We start from the raw sequence: 24,260 nt of genomic DNA, 5'->3' as shown, positions 1-24,260 counted from the left end.
GGTTTTTGGCTGGCATTTTTGTATTGATTGACTCAACTAAATTTTTATTATACCCTATTTAAAGGCACAACAGCTTAGCGATCTGCGAGACTAAACGCTCAAACCTGCAATCAGCGTCATTTCTCCGCGTTCGACTGAGTACAACTCAAGTGATCTCGCCGAACGTCTCGCGCCTAAGTCTAGGATTGTTTGCAACTATAGCGAAATTGATGGCTCACTCTCAGAAGACTCAGGCTAAAATCTAGGATTAAAGTGAGGACACGCATCAAATAGGCTCTTTTTCATTCTTCCTTCTTCCTTATGTCTCCCAATATGCCATCGCCCCGTCCCAAACTCCCGAACCGGCAAGTGTTAATCAGACTTGCCCTCGCCGTAATTGCTGCTGTTATCGCCTTCAACATTCCTCACTCCTTAATTCCCATGTTTAAAGAATCCGTATCCCAAGCAACGCCGCCCCCAGAAATCCAGAACGTACTCGTCGGCAAGCGCAAAATTGTGATAGTGGGCGACAGCATCACCGAGGGAGGAAAATACCCCGGAGGTTACGTTTGGCTGCTGGAACGCTATCTGAGTGCTCTTTATCCCGATCGCAAAATCAAAATCGTCAACGCCGGAATCTCCGGTAACAAGGCGACTGATATGCAAGCGCGCTTCCAGAAAGACGCGATCGACCAAAAGCCAGATTTAGTCATGATTAATGTCGGAGTCAACGACGTTTGGCACGCTTTCTTCAACTTCCCAAAAAATCAGTTTTATCCGCAAGGCAACTTGCCCGCGGGAGTGCCGCTGGCAGAATATCGGGATAAAATAACTCAAATGGTGCTGGCGGCAAAAGCTGCAGGAATTCGAGTTGTACTGCTTTCTCCTACTCCTATCGGCGAGATTCTCGACGGCCCAGAAAATCTCAGGTTGCAAGAGTATATTGCCGCCATGCAAGAAATTGCGTTGCAGAATCAGTGCTTGTTTATAGATTTGAATGCGCCTTGTCGGGAAGTTATTGCCACGTATCAAAAGCACGCGGGCAAGACTCTGAATTTGTTAGCTGCAGATGGAGTTCATCCCAATCCGTCGGGATATCGAATTATTGCTTTTACTATCTTGCGCGGTTTGGGTGTACCCGCAAAGGATATTGAGAATTTGGAAGTCAAAAATTGAATCTTTGAATTTAGTTAACTGTTGACTGTTGGCTGTTGACGGTTGACTGTTAATTGACAGCATCCAGGGTACAAGTCCCCTGATTTATCTCTGGAATAAATTATTCAAATCTCAAATCTCAAATAGGACTAAGGAAAAAAAATTGTCTCCTGGGCCCCAAGTAGCGGTAAGGTGCGCGGCCCGGCGGTCCCTACAGATAGAATGTTTGCCTTCAGGACTGTAAAATCTCAAATCTCAAATCTCAAATCTCAAATCATTCAATTGACTGTTGGCTGTTGACGGTTGACTGTTAATTGAAAGCATCCAGAGTACAAGCCCCCTGATTTATTTGTGGGGGAAATTATTCAAATCTAAAATCTCAGATAGGACTAAGGAAAAAAATGGTCTCCTGGGCCCCAAGTAGTGTTAAGGTGCGCGGGTCGGCGGACCCTACAGATAGAATATGTGCCTCCAGGACTGTAAAATCTCAAATCTCAAATCATTCAATCGGCGGATGATACCGCTTCAACCAACAGCTACCAATAATCACCAACGCCACCACCACAATAATTTCCGTCCAAAAAAACGACAAAAAATCACTTGCAGTCCCCACCGGCGGCACCCCCGGTTGAGCGTTGCGAATAGCGGGAAAAGCAAACAGCATCACACCAGTCCAACTCAGCATTCCTACTTCCGGCAACTTGCCCGATTTCATCACTTTTAATGCTAGCAAAAGCGCCATAATTGACAGCACCCACATAATCACAATAATCACTAATGCAAAGAATTTCACCGGGATCGATCGACTTGCAGAAACATCGATATAAATAAAGATAGATGAATTCTCTTCCAGCGGCTTATAAGTGATGTCAAAACCGGGAACATCGGCATGAAAATTAAATTGCAGCGGCACGGGATTTAGTTGAAACGGAGCAAACTTTTTACCAATCGAAGCCAGCGGGTCGATGGAAATCGCTACTTTAGCAATGTGCTTGTCAAACGGATAATTATTAATTTTTCCCTTGACTAAGTTGAATTTTAATGCAGGAACAATCATCGGTTTGCCTTCTTTAAAGGTAATTTCCGAATCCTGTACATTGGCGCCGTTAACTGTCATTAATAAGTCTTGAGCCGGGTAAGTTGGTCCTTTTTTATAGATACCTTTGAGTTCAAACTGCAAGCGGGTTTCTAATTCATTTTTAATGGGATCAACTGCAATTACCGTCATTTTGACTTCAACCAAGCCTTTGGAAGCTACAGCGCTTTCGGGAGAGGGATTGTAAGGCTCTTGGGCGTTAGCATTGTGAGAGTAAATAGATAAGATAATTGCCAAAATTACGGCCAGGCTGCAAATAAAAATAAGTATTTTTTTGAGATTAAATTTGTTGACAGTTGGCATTTATTATGAATACTTTATATCTTGAATAGTTGTTAGCACTCCCGCCAGTCCGCCAGGGTTTTCAACCCCACAGCGATTAGCTAAAGCCGGTTTTAACCGACTAAAGAAACTTGATAAATAATAGATGGGGACTTATACCAAATCTGGCTTAAATACCCCGTTTATTCATTAGTCTCCGTCGGCTGGGACAAAAGTTTTTGTAGTAGCGATTTCAAGATCCGAATCTGCTGTGAGCCGGGGGTTTGCAACCCCGGCGGACTGCGGCGAATCAACGCGCAACTACGAACCGACAGGAAGCAGTACATTTGGTGTAAAACTGCCGTGCAAACCGTAGGGAATGTGCTGTTTTAAATGCAAGCGCGCTAAGGGCCCTTTGGTGATGTCGCGAGCATCTAAAATCACTAAGGTCGATCGATGATTAGCTGCATCATACATTAAAAGCAGCAGCCAGCCGTCATCCTCAGCAACAGCATCGGGACGGAGAACAAACACTGGTTCCCCCGCAAAACCGCGCGGCGCCGCACTCCAAATTTGCCTTTCACCAGTCACGAAATCAATTTTGAGGATAGCTTGCAAAGGAGCATTTCCCCTGGGAGCATCAGCAGCACCAATGTAAAGATATCGGTACGGTTGTCCGACATTATTGGGATGCAGAGTCGGAAACTCGCAACACCGAGTTTCAACAACTTGATGCTGCACGGTTTTGTTTTGCAAATTTAACTTAAAGCGCCACAATTCGCCCGCTGGAATGCTGTCAAAATCCACCTCCAGAAAATCGCCGTCCGCTTCTACAGTGGGAAATGAGTCGTAACAAACTGAATCTACAAAAACTTCGCCTGCTTCTTCCCATGCGTTGCAGTGGTGGAAGACAAAACAAGGTTCGGTTTCTAATATCTTCACCTCGTCAGTGCCGTTGCGGGGAATTAAAATTGCTTGCGTTGGCTTGTTTGGCGAAAATTTGATGCACTGGGATGCACTCCGAAATCCTAACAAGAAAGGCAGCGGGTTGAAGCTGACAGGATTTTGGAAGAATATGCAGTAATTCGGGGTAATTACCATGTCGTGCAGGAAGGCAAAACCCGGTATTGTATGGGCGTGACGCTGCAAAAGTTTACCGCTTTCGTCGAGTTCGTAAATGGTGATGGTACTCGACAAACCCGGCTTGACAGAAAAGTTTACTAATCTGTCTCCTGCTCCATTTTTCCCTTTTTCAATTCTCGGGTGGGCGGCGAAGGCTTCACCGGGTTGTAAAATGCCGTCTAGGGTGTCTAAGCCGAGTGTGTCTAGGGTGCGGGGGTCGAGTCTGTAGGGTTCTGCTGCTTCCCAAAGTGCTAGCAGTTTGTCGCCCCAATAAATGATGTTGGTATTCGCAATGTTTTTGATTTTGACATCAAAGATGTTGGCTAGCGGGCCGCCCGGTTTCTGCGTGCCGAAAACGCCTCGGTGGAGGATTTTTCCGGCTTTTTGTTCGGCGATATAGCCTTCTGTGCGGACGAATCGGTTGCGGAAATGGGCGCGGCCTTGGGATATTGCGATCGCACAAACCATCCCGTCGCCGTCAAACGGGTGGTGGATGCGCTGGCCGTTGACATCCAACAATCCGGGCCCGTTGCGAAAGAATGTGCCTTGCAAGCCGGCGGGGATTTTGCCTTCTATGTTGTCAATCCAGTAGTCGAATTCGTTGGGTTGGGATTCGTAGCCGCGCTGCCAGTCTGCGCGATCGTATGATACGTTTTGGGCTGCTGTTTGAGGTTGGGGAGTCTGTAATGTTTGCATGGGTCTAATAAGCTTTTATTGATTTAACCGCAGAGAACACAGAGGGCGCAGAGAGAAGGAAAGTCCCAGAATTGGGAAACACAGTTAAATTCCGCCGTGTCTCTGTCTCAAAATCCGTGTATACCTGCCTTTATTTGCTCTCTACAGCGCGCCTTTGTGACCTTACTGTGGGTACTAAGTCGGGAAAGTATTCGGGCATGAAATGCTGTCCCCCTGGTTTGGAACTGCCCGGTTCTGGTTCTAATACGGGGAGAGACTTTTGATAGTTTGGATCGCTGCTTTCTGTACTCTCGGCGGGCAGCCAATTTAAGAACAGTAGGGGCAGAAGTGTGGACAGGTTTGTGATGATGACTAGCAGCCAGAGGTTATCGAAATTGCGATCGGTAATTCCTAGCAAGTGGGTCAAAAGTGCGCCGCCTTCGTGGGACAAAAGTCCTGCTAAATTTGTGATTGACATCAGCAGCGCAAATAAAGTTGCTTCGACGCCTGGGGGACACAACCGGGCGGAGAGTACCAGCACCGGCATATAAGCAATTTGTCCGATTACTGTCAGGATCAGGCTGTCTCCGATGCTGAACCATTGATCGTCTATTCCTAAAGCTCGGTTCGCATGAGTTACTAATAATAAAGTAGTCATGCCCAAAGCTGTCGCAATGAGGGTTGACCAGCCAAAAATTACTCGAAATGGAACTGTTTTGAGGAAGCGCTGAAACAGCCAGACTCCGGCGAGGGCGGCAATGCTGGTAACGAGGCGCACTCGGCCGAGAAATTCTGGTTGAAACCCTAATTCGTTGGTGGTGAAAAAGAAGAAGGCTGAGTCTGAGCTTGGGGTGGCTTGCAAGAGGAAGAGAAAGGCGGTGGGCAGCCAAATTGTTTTTTGCGTAACTGCTTGTCGCAGTTGTTTTAGTTGGTCTTTGACGGTTTCAAAGTCGGTTCTTTTGTTGGTTTTTTCTTCGGCAATTAACCAAGCCGTTGCTGATACAAGTAGCGGGAATGATGCGGTGATTAAAAAGATAGTCTGGGTGCTGAAGTGTTGCAGTAGGGAACCGCTGAGGTAGGCGGTAATTAATCCGCCGAGGGCTGAAGCGCCCCAAGACAAGGATTGCAGGGAACCGGCGTCGGTAACGGATTCTTTTCTGGCCCTTTCGACTACCAGGGAGTCGGCGATTACGTCGCTGACGGCGAGTCCGAGGGAACTCAGGGCGATCGCCGCTGTAGCTGCCAGCGGTGTGTGTACAATTGTTGCAAGGCTCACCCATGCTGACATTCCCAGCAGCCCGGAGAGGACTATGTAAGGGCGTCTGCGGTAGCCGAATATTGGCAAGCCGTCGGACATGAAGCCGAACACGGGTTTGATAATCCAAGGTAGGGCGACGACGCCCAGCATTGCCGAGACTTCTGCCGGACTCATGCCGAGTTCGTCTTTGAGAAAGAAGCTGACGGCTAAGCGGGCTAGTCCGAGAATGCCTTGGACGAAGTAAATCAGTAAGATGGCTATGAGTTCGGGGGTTGGCTCATTCCCGAAGAACACTTTTTCTTTCAAAGATTCTTTGAGTTTGCTGGTGCCAGAGGGGGAAAGAAGCATTTGAGCAATATTTCTTAATGAATCTCAATATTTATAACACATTCTTAATGACTTCCGGGAACTGTCGGAGGTGGGATGCGAAAGTGCTGGGGAGGTGGCAGCAGCTATAAAATTGTCATTAGCTAAAATAAAACTGTGTTATGTAGCTATGAAAGCAGAAATTTAAAAGGAACCGCTTTCGGCGCGTATGACGTGAAGGAAGAGAATGAATAGAGAATTCACAACTGCTACCAGGACTGTTATATGATTATCGATCCTAAAAATGTGCCGGAAATTACGGGTTCCAAGTACCCTCAGCAATTCCAATCTGCTGTAGCCGGGAGAGTTAAAAAACGCTTGGGCGATGCTGCCGGATTGCAGAATTTTGGGGTAAATTTGGTGAGACTTGCACCGGGAAGTTGTTCTGCTCTCAGGCACTGGCATACCCGTCAAGATGAGTTAGTCTATGTTCTGGAAGGGGAAGTTACTCTGATTGTAAATTCGGGAGAGCAAGTGCTGAAACCGGGTATGGCGGCGGGTTTTCCGGCTGGGGATGCTGACGGACACCATTTGGTCAACCGCTCGAATTCAGATGTTGTTTATCTGGAAATTGGCGATCGCACTCCTGGAGATAGTGCCGAATATCCCGATGACGATCTAATTGCCAAAGCTACCGATAATGGTTGGATTTTTACTCACAAAAATGGCGAGCTTTATGAGAGTTGAAACAATATGAGTCAAGTGAATCTTTGGACTTCGGCGGAACACGCTTTGTGGTATCTTGCTAAAGCTGATGGAATTCCTCACCGCACTGAAGGTGAAGCGGTTTTGTTGGAGGAAGTGCCGAAAAATGTTAAGCGGATTCTGGATGTGGGCACGGGAGACGGGCGGTTGCTGGGTCTGCTTAAGTGCGATCGACCAAATGTTGAATGTGTGGCGATCGACTTTTCGCCGACAATGCTGGAAAAAGCCAGAATTCGCTTTGCTGATGACCCGAATGTCACGATTATCGAGCACAATTTTGATGAATCGCTACCGGATTTGGGCAAGTTTGATGCGGTTGTTTCTAGTTTTGCGATTCACCATGTAGCAGACGATCGCAAACGTTCGCTTTACGCTGAGATTTTCGAGCTTTTGGAACCGGGAGGCATTTTTGGCAATTTGGAGCACGTAGCGTCCGCAACTCCCGCTTTACACGAGAAATTTCGAGAGGCCATGGGTATTAGCGATTCGCCCGACGATCCGTCTAATCAATTGCTGGATGTGGAAACGCAATTGCGCTGGTTTAGAGAAATTGGTTTTACCGATGCAGACTGTTATTGGAAGTGGCGGGAACTCGCTTTATTAGTTGGTGTAAAACCTCTTTAGCTGCGGGTAAGGACTGCATTGTCCTGTCCTTTTAAAAATTGGAAATAGTCACAATTAGTAAGGTGCGTCAGATTTTTAAACACTCAATAATCGTTCTATAAATTCACCTGACGCACCCTACAGCTTGATTTTAGTATGCCAGTTGCCTAAGTCCTGAATATAAGAGGTTGCTGTCGTAGTAGAAGTCGATCGCCAACAGTTCTGGTTATTTGAAAATAACTAACAGAGTATTGAGGAGAGAACAGGTGAACTCTTAACCCAAACGATACAGAAAGCAACCGTTTTTTGGAGTAGCAAGCAAATTGAACCTCCAATTTACACTTTTAGTTAGTTGGGATGGAAGATATGGTCCGGTTCCTCGCACATTGGGATCTTACCCATTTAGAGGGCTGTTTTAAGAGTTATTAACCAAACGATAGAATTAACAGCCAACAAAAAGGTATAAAAAATATAGATTGATGGAGCGCAGATAGCTCGACCTAAAGAAGGCATTTTAAGTTTTTTCAAAGAACCGAGCGGGTGAACTAGACCTTCCGGTATAGAACGGGTATTAAAACTTTCATCTAAAGCCCTTTCATCATTCAAGAATTGGGTAACTGCACTGGCTCTTTGCATGTAATAAAATTGCACCCTCCAGTAGGTAGCTTCTAAAAACCAAAAACCAAAAATTATAACGTATCCCAGCGGAACCAACGCATCTATTTTGCTGGCAAACACCCAACCAATCAACGCTACCCAAATGGTAATTGCCGCAGTTTTTAATTGCATCAGAATTGTTGTGAAGTTAGCTATTTTTTTCTCTAGTTCCTCTGCTCCTTTTTGCAGCATAGCTAGCTGAAATTCAAATCTATCCATGTTGGATTCGGCGAAGGTTTATATTAGAGTTATCCAAAAAATTATAATCTTCTTTTCTCTTTGCTTTCGGTGTCGTTAGAGAACTTCGCCTGACGCACCCTACAAGTCAATGTTAGATTATACAGTAAGGTGCGTCAGCTCCCGAAATTCGCGATCGCCGTTAGAGAACTTCGCCTGACGCACCTTACAAGTCGATTGTTGTGTGACAGTTGCGTCCTGGACGATTAAAGTCACACACCTTACTGAATTAAATTAAATCCGGTACTTTAGGTTTGATTCGGCGCTCGTACCAGTTCATTAACGGGGTGGAAGTAATGCCGTGCAGAATCACAGAAATTACGATGGTTGTAAAGGTAATCCAGGCAATTCTTTCGGCGGTTTCGCCTTTTAAACCGTGACCAAAAGCATAGGTAAGATAATAGATAGAACCGACACCGCGGATGCCGAACCACCCGCACAGCCAGCGGCTGGCGGGATGCAAAGGACTGCCGATCGTACTAATCCAAGCTCCCACAGGCCGGATCAAAAAAATCAACAATCCAGCGACTAGGAGGGAGTATCCTCCATAGGCCAACATAGGCTCTAAGCGCAAAAGCGAACCTAATAGTAAAATAGTTGCTACTTCCATTAACTTTTCTATGCGCTCGGTAAAGTGCAGTTGGGAAAGCGGCTTTTCTGGGTTGCGGTAACTCCGCTGCATCACAATTCCTGCTACAAAAACGGCGAGAAATCCGTAGCCGTTGACTACTTCTGTGAGGGAATAGGTGAGCAGAATTGCGCTGAGAGCAATGAAATCTTCCATTAATTGATCGGCCGGTCGGTAGCGTTGGAGTTGGCGATCGATCCCGGTGACGGCTTTAGCTACTAAAATCCCCATAACGATACCTGCGGCGCTGGCCCAAATCAAGTCAACTGCTACCCACTGCGAAAACCAGTTCGACCAGTTGTTATCTTTTAGCGCATAAATGCCGAAATAAACAAAGGGAAAAGCTAAAGCATCGTTCAAACCGCCTTCGGATGTTAAACCAAAGCGCAATTCATCGCGATCGTCTAGATTAGCTAACTGAACTTCTGAGGCTAAAACTGGATCGGTGGGAGCGAGAATTGCTCCCAATAAAATCGCAGCCGCCCAATCTAATTTCACAAACCAATAGGCGATCGCAGCCACAGCAAAAATCGAAATTGGCATTAAAAAACCGATCAGCCTGGCTGTGGAATTCCAGGCCCAAAGTTGTAGCGGGCGATTCATTTTTAAGCCGCAACTGAACAGAGAAACAATAACTACAAATTCTGAGAGTCTTTCTAAAAATTGAGCTTCGGGACGCAAGTCAATCAGCTTGACGCCGTAAGGTCCCAATCCGATACCGACAATTAGATAAATTAAGGCATAAGACACCGGCAATCGCGAAATCCATCCCGAACCCAAGGTGACGGTCAGCAGGAGGATGCCAATAACTAGCAACTTGAGAATGTAAATATCGGCCATAGCGATCGCACTTTTAATCAGGTTTAATAACGGCGATTCTGGCACGTAAAAGCTTCTGGCGCATCCGTCGTCCGCTAGATTCAGCTATCCTCCGAAAGTGGTGGGGGCGGGTTTATATATAGCAATCCTAAATGATTCAGATAAATTTGTAGGGGTAGTGCCTTTCTTTGCCTACCCCCTATCTATCGGGCAACCACGGGGGGATTGCCCCTACAATAATTATGCAAATGATGCGAGGATTGCTATAGATTGTTAGTGGAAATTAGAGATTGTTGGTGAAACCCGCCCCTACAAGTATTATGGTTAATTTACCGGAACTCATCTGACTAATAACTACTGGCTGATGACTAATGACTGATGACTAATAATTAATTAGAAAGACTACTTTTTTCGGTAGCGATGATGTGCAAATCTACGTGTTTGAGCGATCGCACTAACTGTTGAGTCAAAGAACCGCGCAGCAGCAATTTCCAGCGGGATTGCTGGCTTTCGCCGATCACAATTTGAGTAATGCGATACTGTTTAGCTACCTCCGAAATCGCTTTGGCTATATTAGTCCCGTTTACCCGCAAAAATTGCCCGTTAAATTCTTGACAGAGTTTCTCACAAGTTTCAATATGCAAGCTTTCTGCTTTTGTTAAAAATCGGTCTGGATCGTTGACAAACACAGCATAAAATGGGGCATTCATGTAGCTAGCAATCCTCGCGCCCCGCCGCAGCAGTTGCAAGGAATTGGGATAAGTCGAGACGCACACTAATACTCGTTCGTGAATGTTGCAAGATTGACCTTTTAAAGTTGCTGCGTCGTCTTCAACATTGTCTGCTACTTCTCGCAGGGCTAGTTCTCGCAAAGCAATTAAATGACGGCGCTGGAAAAAGTTTTCTAAAGATTCTTCAATTTTTTCGGGAGCATAAATTTTGCCTTCTAGCAACCTTTCTTCTAAAGTTTCCGGCGTCACATCGACAACGACTATTTCGTCAGCATCTTCGAGGACGCGATCGGGTACGCGTTCTCGCACTACAACTCCGGTAATTCGAGCTACTAAATCGTTGAGACTTTCTATGTGTTGAATGTTGAGGGTGGAGAAAATATCAATTCCAGCTTTGAGAATTTCTTCGACATCTTGATATCGTTTTTCTCGCCGAGAACCCGGAATGTTTGTATGAGCTAGTTCGTCTATTAATACTAATTGAGGACGGCGTTCTATCACAGCATCCGTATCCATTTCGTTGAGCATTTTTTCGCCGCGCATCATTTGTTTTTTCGGCACTATTTCTAGTCCCTCGGCTTTAGCTGCTGTCTCCTTTCGCCCGTGAGTTTCTAATAGTCCAATTACCACATCGATGCCTTCAGATTTGAGGCTGTGCCCTTCTTCCAGCATTCGGAAAGTTTTGCCGACACCGGGGGCCATGCCGATAAATATTTTGTGCTTTCCCCGGCGGTGGGTGCGATCGTAAGTGCGGTTCGGTTGGGCGTAAACCGCGTCTGGATTGTTGGTAAGTTCGCTAGAGTTAATCATAGCTGAGTAGTGAGTTGTCAGTTGTCAGTTGTCAGTTGGCAGTTGGCGGTTGACAGTTGTCAGTTGTCAGTTGTCAGTTGGCGATTGTCAGTTGGTACTTGGCAGTTGTCAGTTAGGGATTGTCAGTTGCTACAAGTAACAAATAACTAATGACTAATGACTAATGACTAATGACTACTGACTACTGACTAATGACTACTGACTACTGACTGTTGTAAACTATTGTAAACGATCGAGAGCCAAATTCAGTTTGAGGACGTTAACTCCCGGTTCGCCGAAAATGCCGAGAAATCTGCCATCTGTATTTTTGGTTACCAACATTTCTACTTGATTGAGATTGAGCGATCGCACCGTTGCTATCCGCTGAATTTGCGCCCTAGCTGCCTCTAGGCTAATGTGCGGATCGAGGCTAGAACCCGAGGTGTAGACTAAATCAGCAGTCGGTTTGATACCAGCTTTTTTGAGGCGATCTAATTCAATTTGCACGCCCTGAAAACCCTCTTTCTCATTACCTCGCTTCAGCAAATCCGAGTTACTGGGAGCAAGGTTGCTAGCTCCCGAAATACCTGTTGTTTGACTTAAATTTTCTCCCTTGGTGGGAGCGTAATCTTCTGTTGCAAAGCTGCTGTAATTTGTGGTGCTGGGGCGGCTCCAAAAATATCGATCCGAGCGGAAAGGTTGACCGATTAAGGATGAACCCACGACAACTCCTTGCTTAGTAATTAAGCTGCCGTTTGCTTGCGAATTAAAAGCAATTTGGCCGATTACTAGCAAGAGCGAGGGATAAATAATAGCGGTGAGTCCCCACAAAACTAAAGTCAGACGAATTGCTCTGATTAATTCTCTCATAAATTACCTCAATTAATGAATGATACAGCAAGGCACCACAAAGATTTTGATATCATGTCCGGTCGATTACCGTGATTCCTGGGGCGGGTTCACCAATAATATTTGCCAAAAACGGACTATCTCACAAACCCGCCCCGGCTATGTATTATGGGCGAGCGAGCGGACATGATATGACAAGGATAGACGGATTAATTCTAGAGCCTTCTTCAGCAGCATTATTAAAATCTTTCTGGCTGAAAAATCACGACAATCAAATAAATGGCAAGTCCGACGATTGCCAAACCCAAAAGACTTAAACCCCAGGCAGCTTTTTTGGTCAAACCTTCATCTGCCGCCGCATAAACAGCAGGGGCAATTATTAAATTAAAACACATTACCAGAAATAGCTGCACTGGGATTGGGTGGCGCTGCCAAAGCATTTGTCCTAACTCAATAATTTCTTGAAAATCTCTGGGAAAAACATCATTCAGCAAATCATTCCGTTTCATGAATTCTCCTTATTTTAAGAATCAATATCTGTCTTTTTATTGGGTGATTTTTGGGGGTAAATCGAGGCTGAGCCTCGGGATATGCGTTCCCAGGCAGAGCCGGGAACGAGATTAATCCGTTACATCTGTCGAGGGAAGAAATCTAGGCTGAGCCTCGGGATATGCGTTCCCAGGCAGAGCCGGGAACGAGATTAATCCGTTACATCTGTCGAGGGAAGAAATCTAGGCTGAGCCTCGGGATATGCGTTCCCAGGCAGAGCCGGGAAGATTAAAAGCGAATCCGTTGCCGAACTTCTCTTATGCTAGCCCAACGGCGGTAATCAAAATATCAATAATTTTGATCGCAATAAACGGCGCGACTGCTCCTCCCAATCCGTAGATTAAAATGTTCCGCTGCAATAGTTTATTGGCGCTCAAAGGTCTAAACTTGACACCAGTTAATGCTAGTGGAATCAAAGCTGGAATAATCAAAGCATTGTAAATTAATGCCGACAAAACTGCCGATTGACCGCTGGCTAAACCCATGACGTTTAAAGCACCAACAGGGGCAAATATTGCGGGAATAATGGCAAAATATTTGGCAATGTCGTTGGCTAACGAAAACGTAGTCAGCGCGCCGCGAGTAATCAGCAATTGTTTGCCAATTGTCACTAAGTCAATTAGTTTGGTGGGGTCGGAATCTAAGTCCACCATGTTCGCTGCTTCCTTGGCTGCTTGGGTTCCAGAATTCATCGCGAGTCCTACGTTTGCCTGGGCTAGTGCGGGTGCGTCGTTGGTTCCGTCTCCTGTCATTGCTACTAATTTGCCCTCGGCTTGTTGCTTGCGGATTACTTCGATTTTGTCCTCGGGTGTTGCTTCGGCAATGAAGTCGTCAACGCCGGCTTCGTCGGCAATTACTGATGCTGTAATTCGGTTATCTCCGGTGAGCATTATTGTGCGGATGCCCATTTTTCGCAGTTGGTCAAACCGATCGCGAATTCCCGGTTTGATGACATCTTTCAAATAGATAATGCCGTAGGTGTCGCTGCCTTGACAAACGCCTAGAGGTGTGCCCCCAAGCCGCGAAACTCGCTCGTAAGCTGCATCCAGATCTGGCCCCCCATTGCCGCCGCGCGATCGCACAAAACCCTTCACCGCATCCACCGCACCCTTGCGAACCTCCGTCCCATCGGGCAAATCCGTCCCAGACATCCGCGTTTTTGCGGAAAAATCAAGCCCCGTGGCGTTGGTGCGATCGAAATCCACCTGTGCGCCCAAATTCTGAGCCAAACGGACGATCGACTTTCCCTCTGGAGTATCGTCAAACAGGCTAGCAGCAAGGGCTACCCTCGCAACCTCCTCCAGCGAGTGACCGTTTACCGGAATGAACTCCTCGGCTAAACGGTTCCCCAGCGTGATCGTCCCCGTTTTGTCCAAAATCAGCGCATTCACGTCGCCGCAAGCCTCCACGGCGCGTCCAGAGGTCGCTATCACGTTAAACTGAGCGACTCGATCCATGCCCGCAATGCCGATCGCGCTCAGCAAACCGCCGATCGTTGTCGGGATCAGCGCCACCAGCAGCGAAATCAGCGTCACCACGCCCACGGGAGTTTTCACGTAATTTCCCAGCGGCCCAATCGTCGATACCACTATCAAAAACACCAGAGTCAGCACCGCCAGCAGCACCGTTAGCGCGATCTCGTTGGGCGTTTTCGACCTTTCGGCCCCCTCCACCAGCGCGATCATCCTGTCCAAAAACCCTTTACCCGGGTCGGCCATTACCCGCAGCGTCAGTTCGTCAGAGAGGATGCGCGTACCGCCGGTGACGGAACTGGCGATGTCCGAACCCGGTTCCTTGAGCACCGGCGCGGATTCGCCAGTGATCGCAGATTCATCCACCGACGCGATACCCGCAATCACTTCGCCGTCGGAAGGAATGACATCGCCTGCGATCACTTTAATTTGGTCGCCGCGTCTCAGGGATGTCGAACTAACTTCTTGAATTGAACCGTCTGGTAGGAGTTTGCGGGCTGTTGTGTCGGCTTTGGTCGATCGCAGCGCATCTGCTTGGGCTTTGCCGCGCCCTTCGGCCACTGCTTCGGCAAAATTAGCAAATACCAAAGTGAAGAACAAAATTAAGGTCACTAAACCGTTAAAAACTACCTGATTGTTGCCGAAAACCGGGCCGAACAGCGTGGGGTCGATCGTTAAAAGTGCAGTCACAATTGTGCCTGTCCACACCACAAACATCACTGGATTTTTTAGCATCACCCGGGGGTTTAGCTTGACAAAAGCTTCTTTAAAAGCTTTTTGATAAAGGCTTTTAGTATTTGCTTTTGGTGTATGCTTGCGAGACTGGCGAGAGCCTCTCGGAGGTTTTTTTGGGGAATCTGGAGTAGGGGAGGAGGTCATGTCGATTTGGGATTTTAGATTATAGAGGAACCGCAGATTTAAGGCAGATAAACACAGATAAACGGAGATTTTTTTAAGATAAAACAGTTTTTTACCTCCTGAGTTATCACAATTATCGGTGTTTTACTGTCCGCTGTTTGGTGAAGGTATTGGTAAAGGTGAAGGTGCAGTTACTGGTGCTGCTTCCAATTTGCTGCTAATTTCATATCCTTCGGCAATTGGCCCTAAAGCTAGGACTGGAAAAAATGTCAGCGCGCCTAGAATTAAGATTACTCCTGCGGTTACGCTAGTGAACAAAACTGAATCGGTTCTGAGAGTGCCCGTTGTTTCGGGAACCAGTTGTTTGTTCGTCATGCTGTCAGCTAAAAGCAGCAGGGCAATAATTGGAACGTAGCGCCCCAACAGCAAGCTAAAACAGGTGCTTAAATTCCACCAAACTCCTGTCGGCGCGGGTTGAGAGTCGGCCAATCCTTCTAAGCCCGAACCGTTGTTAGCCGCTGCCGAAGCGTATTCGTACATTACCTGGGAAATGCCGTGAAATCCCGGGTTGCTGATGCCGCTCAAACTGTCGGTGAAGGCGAGGGTAATTGCACCGGGGATTAAAACTGCGATCGGGTGAATTAATAAAATAACGCTGGCTAACACAATTTCCCGTTTCTCTATTTTTCGTCCCAAAAATTCTGGCGTTCTCCCCACCATCAACCCGGTGAGAAATACGCTCAAAATTGAGTAAATAAATAAGTAAGCTGTTCCCGTTCCCTGTCCGCCCCAAACGATTTGCAGAAACAAATTAAACAGAGTGGCAAAACCACCGGGAGGCATTAAAGAATCGTGCATTCCGTTGACAGCGCCGCACATTGTCCCTGTCGTAGTGACAGCCCACAGTGCAGTTTCTGCCCAACCAAATCTAACTTCTTTGCCTTCTAAATTTGGTTGTTGCGTGCCCAGTAAATTATTAATTTGAGGGTTGCCTCCGTATTCGCCAAATGCTGCAATGCCAATCAACACAACGTAGATGGCAAACACCATCCAAAAAATCAGCCATCCCTGCTTTTTGTTGTTGGCAAATCTGCCGTAGGTGTGAATCATCGCTGCTGGTATAGAAACCATTGCTAGTGTTTCCAGCAGGTTGGTAAAAGGGTTGGGATTTTCTAAGGGGTGAGCCGAGTTCATCGCAAAAAATCCGCCGCCATTTTCTCCGAGTTGTTTGATGCTTTCAAAGTGAGCTACTGGCCCGCGAGCTATTACTTGCGTACCGCCTTCTAAGGTACGGGCAATGGCGGGTCCCGCGAGGGTTTCCGGTACTCCTGAAATTAGCAAAAACAAGCCTATTATCAAAGAAAGGGGCAGCAAGATGCGGGTGATTGATTGAATTAAATCGATGTAAAAGTTGCCCAGCGGGCGGCCGGTTAATCCCCGGATAAAGGCAATGCCTACTGCTAAACCAGTGGCGGCTGAGGTAAACATTAAAAAACCCAGAGTTAACTGGGATAGATAACTGAATGTTGTCTCGCCGGAGTAATGCTGTTGGTCGGTATTTGTGAGGAATGAAATAGTTGTGTGCAGCGCTGTATCCCAGGTTGGGGTTCTTAGGCTGGTGGGATTTAAAGGCAGCACTCCCTGAAGCATGAAAATTAAAAACACAAATATGCCCATTGCTGCATTGCTGTAGAGTAAGGATCGGGCATATTGCCAACCTGTCATGGAATCTACATACCGGATGTTGCTGGCTTTATAGATGAGTTTTTCTAGGGGTTTAATAGCGGGGTCGAGAATGGTTGTTTGTCCCATGTACACCCGCGCCATGTAGTTGCCGAAGACAGGCGCGATTGCTATTAAAATCAGTAGGGTTAATGCGATTTGAAGGAATTCTTGCAGCATAAATGAGTTAATTTTTATCCTTGGATAAATACGTTTTCGCGTTCGCCAAATCGGTTAGGTGGGAGGTTTTAAAAACCGGGCGAGATTTTTTTTGCAGGTCAATCGATTTGAGATTTTAGATTTTAGATTTTAGATTGACCCCACGGATAAATGCTCTTTCTTGAGGATTTTCGATTTGAGATTTGGGATTGATTCCACGGATAAATCCGGGGGCTTGTAAGTTGTTCTGCATTTAAATTGCATATTTCGAGCCCATATCAAAACTCGTCAAATCCTCGGACCCTCTCGGACTCTCCCCGAATCCCCCTCTAATACCCTAAACAATCTAGGTGCACAACAGCTTACCACCTTTGAAATTTTTGGTCACTTTCTGTTTGGGGGCGATCGCCGAATTCAATGCTGCTAATATGTAATCTCCCCAGCCAGAGGGATTAACACTATCAGCGGGTTTTCGCTGGCGAGAATTCCTCGTTTTTTTTGGCTAATCCCGTGCTTTGACGGCTAGCGAACAATTGTCTAGCATTTAAGAGGACGGCACAATAACTATTGTTAATTTGGATGAAACTGAACTCGCTTTGATTATAGAAAGTTGATGGGTCACTTCTGTTCGCCAAAAACTACTATAGCAATCCTAAATGATTCAGATAAATTTGTAGGGTAGTGCCTTTCTTTGCCTACCCCCTATCTATCGGGCAACCACGGGGGGATTGCCCCTACAATAATTATGCAAATGATTTAGGATTGCTATATCTCCTTTTACTGATTACTATACTCACTGTTAGAAAAATTGATAATCAGCTTTCAGGTATAAATTGCTGTTAGCACCTTAGGCTTATTTTCTCTATATTTGTCAGAATAGATGAATATTTAGCTCTGGTTAAATGTCTATACTTCGAGATATATATCTTCGCTAAACGCGAGGCTTGGGCGCGAAAAAAAATGAAAAGAGTTAAAAAAAACTATGCTAAGGTAGTAGTAGGTAGTAGGAAAAAAAACTGTGAAAATATAAAATATAAAATATAAAATATAAAATGGATTGATTGAGGATGTTGAAAAGTTTATCTGCTATCCCAAAAAACCTGGCTATTCAAGAGAAGTATTTGCGGGGGAGGTGGTCGATCGCAATTTTATTTGCGATCGTGGTAGTGCTGGAATTTACTACGCCGTCGGAGTATCTGTTTGGGTATTTGTATACGGGGCCGATTTTACTGGCAAATTCGCGCTTGAGTCGGTTGGGTAAGTTGCAAATTACGCTGGTATCGGCAGCTTTGACGCTGTTAAATTTGTTTGTTCCTCCTGGAGAAGCGATCGCCCTAGCCACTGTCGCAAATAGATCGATCGCAGTCATGGCTTTAGGGGTGACGGGATATTTGAGCGATCGCAACCACCAGTACCAAGAAGCGATCGCGATCGCTAAAGCTGATTTGCAGTCGCAGCAGCAGCTAGCAAGCATCCGAGAAGATTTTGTCTCTACTTTGAGTCACGACTTGAAAACGCCGATGCTGGGGGCGATCGAAACAATTAAAGCTTTTGAGTCAGCAAAATTTGGGAATGTTACCCCCAGTCAGCAAAAAGTTCTCGAAACAATGGCGCGATCGCACAAAATGTCACTACAATTAGTAGAAACGCTGCTGGATGTTTACCGCAACGATGCCGAAGGTTTAAAACTGCAACTTGCGCCCGTAAATTTAGTAGTTTTGGCAGAAGAAGTAATCGCAACTCTCACCGATTTATCTGCGGCGCGCCGGGTTTACATTAATATGAGTTACGGAGAGTCAGATTTCCGTCGCTCTTTGTGGGTAAATGGCGATGCCGTGCAACTCCAGCGCGTTTTTGTTAATTTGCTAACAAACGGCATTAACCATTCTCCTCGCGGTGGAAAAGTAGAAATTGTTATGCAATCTTATGCGAGTTATCAGGTGGTGAAAGTTATCGATAGCGGGTTGGGAATTACCGCCGATGAACTGCCCCACTTGTTTGATCGTTTTTATCAAGGACACAGCGATCGGCAAGCCAAAGGAGCGGGATTGGGGTTATACTTATCTCGCCAAATCATTGACGCTCACGGCGGTATAATTTGGGCAGAAAATAAATTGCCTTTAGGCGCTTTATTTGGATTTAGACTGCCTGCAATCCCAGCTTTATGATATCTTTTTTTGTGGCATACTTGTTGGTTTTATCTGCTGTCATTGCTACTGGGCGCTGCTTTCGCCGAGGTAGAAAATTGCGGGCGTGCTACTTGGCTGCACTGGCAATGAACTCGGCGAATCATATCATCTCCGACCTATCGACCACAATATTTCGGTCGCGGCAATTTTACGGGATATCTCACTTATATTACAGGCCATGCGTGAACCAGCTCCTAGGAGAATGCGGGTTAATTTACCCGACATCATATCATCCTCATCATATCAAGGAACTTGACAGCAGGAGGAATGGCAAATGAAACCAGTTTTTCCCTTGCGAATTCTTCTAGTGGAAGACGACGAATTATTTCGGTTGGGACTGCAAACCCGATTGCAACAAGAAAGTTGCTTGCAAGTAATTGCGGAGGCGGAAGATGGGGAAACGGCGGTAGAATTGACTCAGGAATACTTGCCAAATGTGGTAGTTCTCGATGTCGGTTTGCCGGGAATTGGTGGCCTTGAAGCTTGCCGCCAAATTAAACAGCGGCATCCAGAAATCCCCGTTTTAATTTTAACATCTCACGCCCAAAAATCGTTAATTGAAAGGTTGATTTCAGCGGGAGCTCAGGGATATTGCCTCAAGGGAATTGCGGCGGAAACTTTGGTTTTGGCAATTCGCTCGGTAGCAGCGGGTGCTTCGTGGTGGGATCGAGCGGCAACTGCGGAAATTCGGGAGGTTTTTGCTAATCCTGAACCTGGGAAAGTAGGGTCAAAATCAGAAGTTTTGGAAAATCGGCTGACGAAGCGAGAACAGGAAATCTTGGCTTTAGTTGCGGGGGGAAAAAGCAATCAGGAAATTGCACAAATATTGTACATTGCTCCGGGGACTGTGCGGGTTCACGTGCACGGGATTTTGCAAAAGTTAGAAGTCCGCGACCGCACTCAAGCAGCAGTGCTCGCAATTCAGAAAGGATTGGTAGCAGAAGAACTTTTGGCGATCGAACCTTGATAGAGGCGGGTTTTGTACCGGAATTTTCGGTTTTTTAAAGGATTTATTGGCTCAATTCCCCTCTATCAAGATGCCTCAGTTGCAGCCTCACGGAAAATTAGTATCATTCGTTTTGATTCTTAATTTTAATGATGACATTGAATTTTTGCATTTGCTAAACTTAACACGTCTTAAATTTCCTACGATCCTATAACCAGAGGTCTATTTTGCAAAATTTTATCCGATCAGTTTTTAGTGCGATCGCCTTTCTCGACTCTGCCCTGGACGATGTCGAAACTCTCCGCAACGGCATCGAATTGGGGACAGAAGTTATTACCCTCGATGTGGTGCGGGATGGAGTAGAACAAATTGCTGAGGCACTAGCGAGTCGCAGCAATATCAAAAGCATTCATATCATCTCCCACGGCCGCCCCGCGAGTTTGCAGCTAGGCGCGATCGAACTAAACTTAATAAATTTAAAAACTTATGCTAAACAATTGCAGCGTTGGTCGAGCTCGCTGGCAGAAAGTGGAGAGATTTTGCTGTACGGGTGCGAGGTAGCGGCGGGGGATTCGGGCGCTAACTTTGTGCAGCAACTGAGTCAGCTAACTAAGGCAAAAATTGCTGCTTCTAGATCGCCGATCGGCTGTGAAGCTAAGGGCGGAGACTGGCAGCTAGATTATACAACGGGAGCCGTGTCATCTGGGTTGGCGATCGGGTCAGCCACAATGGCTGCTTACCAATTTATTTTCGGCTTTACCCTCTACGACGGCAGTAACTTTCCGCCTGTAGCCTTGCCGTTTGGAGGCGGACCGCCCGCCGGTATCGGGACAGCGGACGGTACTAAATTAGCTTACGGACAGGCACCTCTACCTTCGCCATTCGGTTCTGGTTCCATTCCCGCTGGTGCGTTCTCGCCCAACACGACGGGCATTAATACTGCTAGCGTGACGGCGGCTAATGACACTACAGGCTACGCCGGCTATGCAAATTACCAATACCTCCCCCCTACTCCGCAACAACCAACAGGAACATTTACTTTAGTCAACCCAAGTTTCCCCAGCCTCAACCAAACGAACGGTTATAGCGTCTCTTTCAACCTTGCAGTTACGGCTGAAAATAGTAATAGTGACGATCGGGCAGGTTTCAGCATCATCGCCATTAGCAGCGACGGTGAAAACGGCATTGAACTGGGTTTCACCAAACGCAACCTCGGCGCCAACGGAGGCATCTTTGCTCAGCAAGATACTCCCCTGTTCACTCGCGGGGAAAATGCAGCATTTAACATCAGCAATGCTACAAACTATAAACTCGTCGTTCAAGGCGACACTTACAGCCTGTTTGCCGGCGGCACAGCATTGCTGACAAATCAGCCACTACGCAACTACACGGCATTTGATCCAGAAACCGGCGAGCCTCCTTTACCGTACAATCCCTACAGCCAGACAAACTTCCTATTTTTCGGCGACGTCACAGACCAAGCAAGTTCCTCTTTTATTCTCGGCCCCACCATCTCGGTTAATAATTTCCCGGTGCCCGAAAATGACACCTACAGCGTCCTGCACGATAAATTGCTCTTGTCAGCGAAGTCGGTCTTAAGCAACGACACCGACCCCAACTTCGACATGCTGAGTGCGGAGGTAGTCACAGAGCCGACTAAAGGTACACTCTCATTCGATCCCGACGGCAACTTCCAGTACACTCCTAACCCTGGCTTTGTGGGTACAGATACCTTCACCTACAGCGTTAGCGACGGGGCCCAGACTGTCCCCGCGATGGTGACAATTAACGTCACCAATAATCAGCCAACTGTACAACCCGATACCTACAGCATCCTGCACGATAAAGTTCTGTCCTCAGCGAAGTCGGTCTTAAGCAACGACACCGACTACGACTTCGACATCCTCAAGGCCACTTTAGTCACAGGTCCGACCCAAGGTAAACTCGCATTCGAATCTAGCGGCAACTTCTCTTACACTCCGAACCCTGGCTTTGTGGGTACAGATACCTTCACCTACAGCGCTAGCGACGGGGCCGAGACTGTCCCCGAGACGGTGACAATTAATGTCACCAACAGTCAGCCAAATGTACAACCCGATACCTACAGCGTCCTGCACGACAAAGTTCTGTTCTCAGCGCAGTCGGTCTTAAGCAACGACACCGACAGCGACGGCGACTTCCTGAAGGCCACTGTAGTCACAGGCCCGACCCAAGGTAAACTCGCATTCGATTCCTTGGGCAACTTCCAGTACACTCCTAACGCAGGCTTTGTCGGTACAGATACCTTCACCTACAGCGCTAGCGACGGGGCCGAGACTGTCCCCGAGACGGTGACAATTAAGGTCACCAACAGTCAGCCAACTGTACAACCCGATACCTACAGCATCCTGCACGACAAAATTCTGTTCTCAGCGCAGTCGGTCTTAAGCAACGACACCGACAGCGACGGCGACTTCCTGAGGGCCACTGTAGCCACAGGCCCGACCCAAGGTAAACTCGTATTCGATTCCTTGGGCAACTTCAATTACACTCCTAACCCTGGCTTTGTGGGTACAGATACCTTCACCTACAGCGCTAGCGACGGGGCCCAGACTGTTCCCGCCACGGTGACAATTAAGGTCACCAACAGTCAGCCAACTGTACAACCCGATACCTACAGCATCCAGCACGGCAAAGTTCTGTTATCAGTGCCGTCGGTCTTAAGCAACGACAGCGACTTCGACTTCGACACGTTGAGTGCCGCCTTAGTTACAGGCCCGACCAAGGGTACGATCATCTTCAACCCCGACGGCACATTCAATTACACTCCTAACCAAGGCTTTGCAGGGACAGACACCTTCACGTACAGCGCTAGCGACGGGGCCCAGACTGCCCCCGCCACGGTGAAGATCAACGTCACTAACAGTCTCCCAACAGCAAATCCCGATACCTACAGCCTCAGTACGGGAAAAGTCCTCAGCGTAAAAGTGCCGGGAGTTTTAGCAAACGACTCGGACTCGGACTTGGACACACTAACTGCTGCGGTGGCCGCCAACCCAACTAAAGGCTCGATCGCCCTCAACAAGGACGGTTCTTTCACTTATACCCCTAACCCAGGCTTTTTTGGAACAGACACCTTTACCTACACAGTCAGCGACGGGATAGTTAACTCTGCACCCGCTACCGTAACTGTAAACGTCAACAATAACCCGCCTACAGCCAATTCAGACAGCTATACTACTGCTTTTAATACGAGTCTCAACGTGAGGGGTTTGGGAGTCTTAATCAACGATACAGACCCGGAAAACGATGGGCTGACTGCGATTCTGGTAACAAATCCGGCTTCCGGGTCGATCGGCCTCAACGCTAACGGTTCCTTCATTTATACTCCGAATGCTGGTTTTGCAGGCACAGACTTTTTTACGTACAAAGCTAATGACGGCAAAGCTGATTCTGCGACTGTCACGGTAAGCATTGTTGTCAATAACCCTCCGGCCCCAACTCCGACTCCGACTCCCACTCCCACGGAAACTCCGACTCCCACTCCCACGGAAACTCCGACTCCCACTCCCACGGAAACTCCGACTCCCACTCCCACGGAAACTCCGAGTCCGACTCCGACTCCAACTCCGACTCCGACTCCAACTCCGACTCCAACTCCGACTCCGAGTCCGACTCCCCCGGCAACTCCGACTCCCCCGGCAACTCCGACTCCCCCGGCAACTCCGACTCCGAATCCGACGCCAACTCCGACTCCGAATCCGACGCCAACTCCGACTCCGACTCCCACGGCAACTCCGACTCCGAATCCGACGCCAACTCCAGACGATCGCGATTGCATTTGCCAACAGATTACCCTACCCGCGATCGGTTTAATTCCAGGCCCGAATTCAGTCGATCGCACTTTCAACGGCACTGACGGCGACGACTTCCTCATCGGCAGCAATCTCAACGACGCTATCAGCGGTTTCAACGGCGACGACATTCTGCTGGGCTTACTCGGCAACGACAATATTTACGGGGGGCTGCCCAGCAATATCCCCCTAGGTCCGAATGCAGACAAAGACAGGCTGTTTGGCGGCAATGGCAATGATTACCTCAACGGCGCCGGGGGCGACGATCGCCTGTTCGGGGGTAAGGGCTCAGATGTGGCCATCGGCGGCAAAGACGATGACTTGATTTGGGGCGACTTGGGCAATGACACTCTAGTTGGGGCCCAGGGTAACGACTGCTTGTTTGGAGGCAGTTTTGACCCGTCTCGCCCTGACTCGACTGAACGCGATTTGCTATGCGGCGGTGCCGGCAACGACTTGTTGAACGCCGGAGATGCTGCCGATACTTTAAGCGGCGACCTGGGCAATGATACGGTTTACGGGGGCAAGGGCAATGACGTTCTGGTGGGGGGTACTGGCAACGATCTGCTGTTGGGCGATCGCGGCAGTGATAGCATTTGCGG

16 protein-coding genes are annotated in these 24,260 nt (G+C 47.5%); 6 read left to right on the top strand and 10 right to left on the bottom strand.

The features are described 5' to 3' along the window. The first annotated feature begins 348 nt into the window (after positions 1-348). Positions 349-1,155 carry an SGNH/GDSL hydrolase family protein gene (locus QUB56_RS32180; RefSeq protein WP_332960412.1) on the top strand — a complete coding sequence of 269 codons (807 nt, stop codon included), beginning with the start codon at positions 349-351 and terminating at the stop codon, positions 1,153-1,155. Between the two features lie 478 nt (positions 1,156-1,633). Here the strand turns inward: QUB56_RS32180 and QUB56_RS32175 are convergent, their stop codons facing one another. The 3 genes from QUB56_RS32175 to QUB56_RS32165 all read right to left on the bottom strand — a co-directional run bounded on the left by QUB56_RS32175 (position 1,634) and on the right by QUB56_RS32165 (position 5,894). Continuing rightward, positions 1,634-2,533, bottom strand: a complete 900-nt coding sequence (locus QUB56_RS32175) for a DUF4436 family protein (RefSeq protein WP_332960411.1) — start codon at positions 2,531-2,533, stop codon at positions 1,634-1,636. A gap of 279 nt (positions 2,534-2,812) precedes the next feature. Then, positions 2,813-4,309: a carotenoid oxygenase family protein gene (locus QUB56_RS32170; RefSeq protein WP_332960410.1), complete on the bottom strand. Its 1,497-nt coding sequence runs from the start codon at positions 4,307-4,309 to the stop codon at positions 2,813-2,815. 130 nt (positions 4,310-4,439) lie between these two features. Further along, positions 4,440-5,894, bottom strand: coding sequence for a folate/biopterin family MFS transporter (locus QUB56_RS32165; RefSeq protein ID WP_332960409.1), 1,455 nt, complete (start codon positions 5,892-5,894; stop codon positions 4,440-4,442). A 243-nt stretch (positions 5,895-6,137) separates the two neighbouring features. On the opposite strand from QUB56_RS32165, the gene QUB56_RS32160 reads away from it, so the two are divergent. Beyond that, the gene (locus tag QUB56_RS32160; RefSeq protein WP_332960408.1) at positions 6,138-6,599 is read left to right on the top strand and encodes a cupin domain-containing protein; all 462 of its coding nucleotides are present in this window, start codon (positions 6,138-6,140) and stop codon (positions 6,597-6,599) included. Positions 6,600-6,605: 6 nt separating this feature from the next. Further along, positions 6,606-7,241 (top strand): class I SAM-dependent methyltransferase, encoded by a 636-nt coding sequence (locus QUB56_RS32155; protein WP_332960407.1) that lies wholly within the window; start codon positions 6,606-6,608, stop codon positions 7,239-7,241. A 381-nt stretch (positions 7,242-7,622) separates the two neighbouring features. Here QUB56_RS32155 and QUB56_RS32150 read toward each other — a convergent pair whose 3' ends face one another. The 7 genes from QUB56_RS32150 to kdpA form a co-directional block, all read right to left on the bottom strand. Then, the gene (locus QUB56_RS32150) at positions 7,623-8,096 is read right to left on the bottom strand and encodes a hypothetical protein (protein WP_332960406.1); all 474 of its coding nucleotides are present in this window, start codon (positions 8,094-8,096) and stop codon (positions 7,623-7,625) included. A 247-nt stretch (positions 8,097-8,343) separates the two neighbouring features. Beyond that, positions 8,344-9,627 (bottom strand): sodium:proton antiporter, encoded by a 1,284-nt coding sequence (locus QUB56_RS32145; RefSeq protein ID WP_332960405.1) that lies wholly within the window; start codon positions 9,625-9,627, stop codon positions 8,344-8,346. Between the two features lie 323 nt (positions 9,628-9,950). Beyond that, positions 9,951-11,102, bottom strand: coding sequence for a universal stress protein (locus QUB56_RS32140; protein ID WP_332960404.1), 1,152 nt, complete (start codon positions 11,100-11,102; stop codon positions 9,951-9,953). Between the two features lie 219 nt (positions 11,103-11,321). Continuing rightward, positions 11,322-11,951: a K(+)-transporting ATPase subunit C gene (gene kdpC, locus QUB56_RS32135; RefSeq protein WP_332960403.1), complete on the bottom strand. Its 630-nt coding sequence runs from the start codon at positions 11,949-11,951 to the stop codon at positions 11,322-11,324. Between the two features lie 218 nt (positions 11,952-12,169). Next, positions 12,170-12,439, bottom strand: a complete 270-nt coding sequence (gene kdpF, locus QUB56_RS32130; protein WP_332960402.1) for a K(+)-transporting ATPase subunit F — start codon at positions 12,437-12,439, stop codon at positions 12,170-12,172. Between the two features lie 297 nt (positions 12,440-12,736). Continuing rightward, positions 12,737-14,830: a potassium-transporting ATPase subunit KdpB gene (kdpB, locus tag QUB56_RS32125; RefSeq protein ID WP_332960401.1), complete on the bottom strand. Its 2,094-nt coding sequence runs from the start codon at positions 14,828-14,830 to the stop codon at positions 12,737-12,739. 123 nt (positions 14,831-14,953) lie between these two features. Then, the gene (gene kdpA, locus QUB56_RS32120; protein ID WP_332960400.1) at positions 14,954-16,711 is read right to left on the bottom strand and encodes a potassium-transporting ATPase subunit KdpA; all 1,758 of its coding nucleotides are present in this window, start codon (positions 16,709-16,711) and stop codon (positions 14,954-14,956) included. 1,046 nt (positions 16,712-17,757) lie between these two features. On the opposite strand from kdpA, the gene QUB56_RS32115 reads away from it, so the two are divergent. From QUB56_RS32115 to QUB56_RS32105, 3 genes are all read left to right on the top strand, one after another. Further along, positions 17,758-18,858 (top strand): HAMP domain-containing sensor histidine kinase, encoded by a 1,101-nt coding sequence (locus QUB56_RS32115; protein ID WP_332960399.1) that lies wholly within the window; start codon positions 17,758-17,760, stop codon positions 18,856-18,858. A 295-nt stretch (positions 18,859-19,153) separates the two neighbouring features. Further along, positions 19,154-19,846: a response regulator transcription factor gene (locus tag QUB56_RS32110; RefSeq protein ID WP_332960398.1), complete on the top strand. Its 693-nt coding sequence runs from the start codon at positions 19,154-19,156 to the stop codon at positions 19,844-19,846. Between the two features lie 206 nt (positions 19,847-20,052). After that, on the top strand, positions 20,053-24,260 hold a 4,208-nt coding region (locus tag QUB56_RS32105; protein WP_332960397.1), incomplete at its 3' end, for an Ig-like domain-containing protein.

Origin of the sequence: Microcoleus sp. AR_TQ3_B6, from assembly GCF_036702785.1 — a bacterium.
In the GTDB taxonomy this organism is placed as follows: Bacteria; Cyanobacteriota; Cyanobacteriia; order Cyanobacteriales; family Microcoleaceae; genus Microcoleus.
The sequence above is the reverse complement of the archived record's forward strand: the minus strand, read 5'-3'. Positions and strand labels throughout refer to the sequence as shown.

Bases quoted from the DNA above. Each gene is read 5' to 3' on its own strand.
- QUB56_RS32140 (WP_332960404.1), bottom strand. From the start codon at position 11,102: ATGATTAACTCTAGCGAACTTACCAACAATCCAGACGCGGTTTACGCC.
- kdpF (WP_332960402.1), bottom strand. From the start codon at position 12,439: ATGAAACGGAATGATTTGCTGAATGATGTTTTTCCCAGAGATTTTCAA.
- kdpC (WP_332960403.1), bottom strand. From the start codon at position 11,951: ATGAGAGAATTAATCAGAGCAATTCGTCTGACTTTAGTTTTGTGGGGA.
- kdpA (WP_332960400.1), bottom strand. From the start codon at position 16,711: ATGCTGCAAGAATTCCTTCAAATCGCATTAACCCTACTGATTTTAATA.
- QUB56_RS32165 (WP_332960409.1), bottom strand. From the start codon at position 5,894: ATGCTTCTTTCCCCCTCTGGCACCAGCAAACTCAAAGAATCTTTGAAA.
- QUB56_RS32110 (WP_332960398.1), top strand. From the start codon at position 19,154: ATGAAACCAGTTTTTCCCTTGCGAATTCTTCTAGTGGAAGACGACGAA.
- QUB56_RS32155 (WP_332960407.1), top strand. From the start codon at position 6,606: ATGAGTCAAGTGAATCTTTGGACTTCGGCGGAACACGCTTTGTGGTAT.
- QUB56_RS32115 (WP_332960399.1), top strand. From the start codon at position 17,758: ATGTTGAAAAGTTTATCTGCTATCCCAAAAAACCTGGCTATTCAAGAG.
- kdpB (WP_332960401.1), bottom strand. From the start codon at position 14,830: ATGACCTCCTCCCCTACTCCAGATTCCCCAAAAAAACCTCCGAGAGGC.
- QUB56_RS32160 (WP_332960408.1), top strand. From the start codon at position 6,138: ATGATTATCGATCCTAAAAATGTGCCGGAAATTACGGGTTCCAAGTAC.
- QUB56_RS32170 (WP_332960410.1), bottom strand. From the start codon at position 4,309: ATGCAAACATTACAGACTCCCCAACCTCAAACAGCAGCCCAAAACGTA.
- QUB56_RS32150 (WP_332960406.1), bottom strand. From the start codon at position 8,096: ATGGATAGATTTGAATTTCAGCTAGCTATGCTGCAAAAAGGAGCAGAG.
- QUB56_RS32175 (WP_332960411.1), bottom strand. From the start codon at position 2,533: ATGCCAACTGTCAACAAATTTAATCTCAAAAAAATACTTATTTTTATT.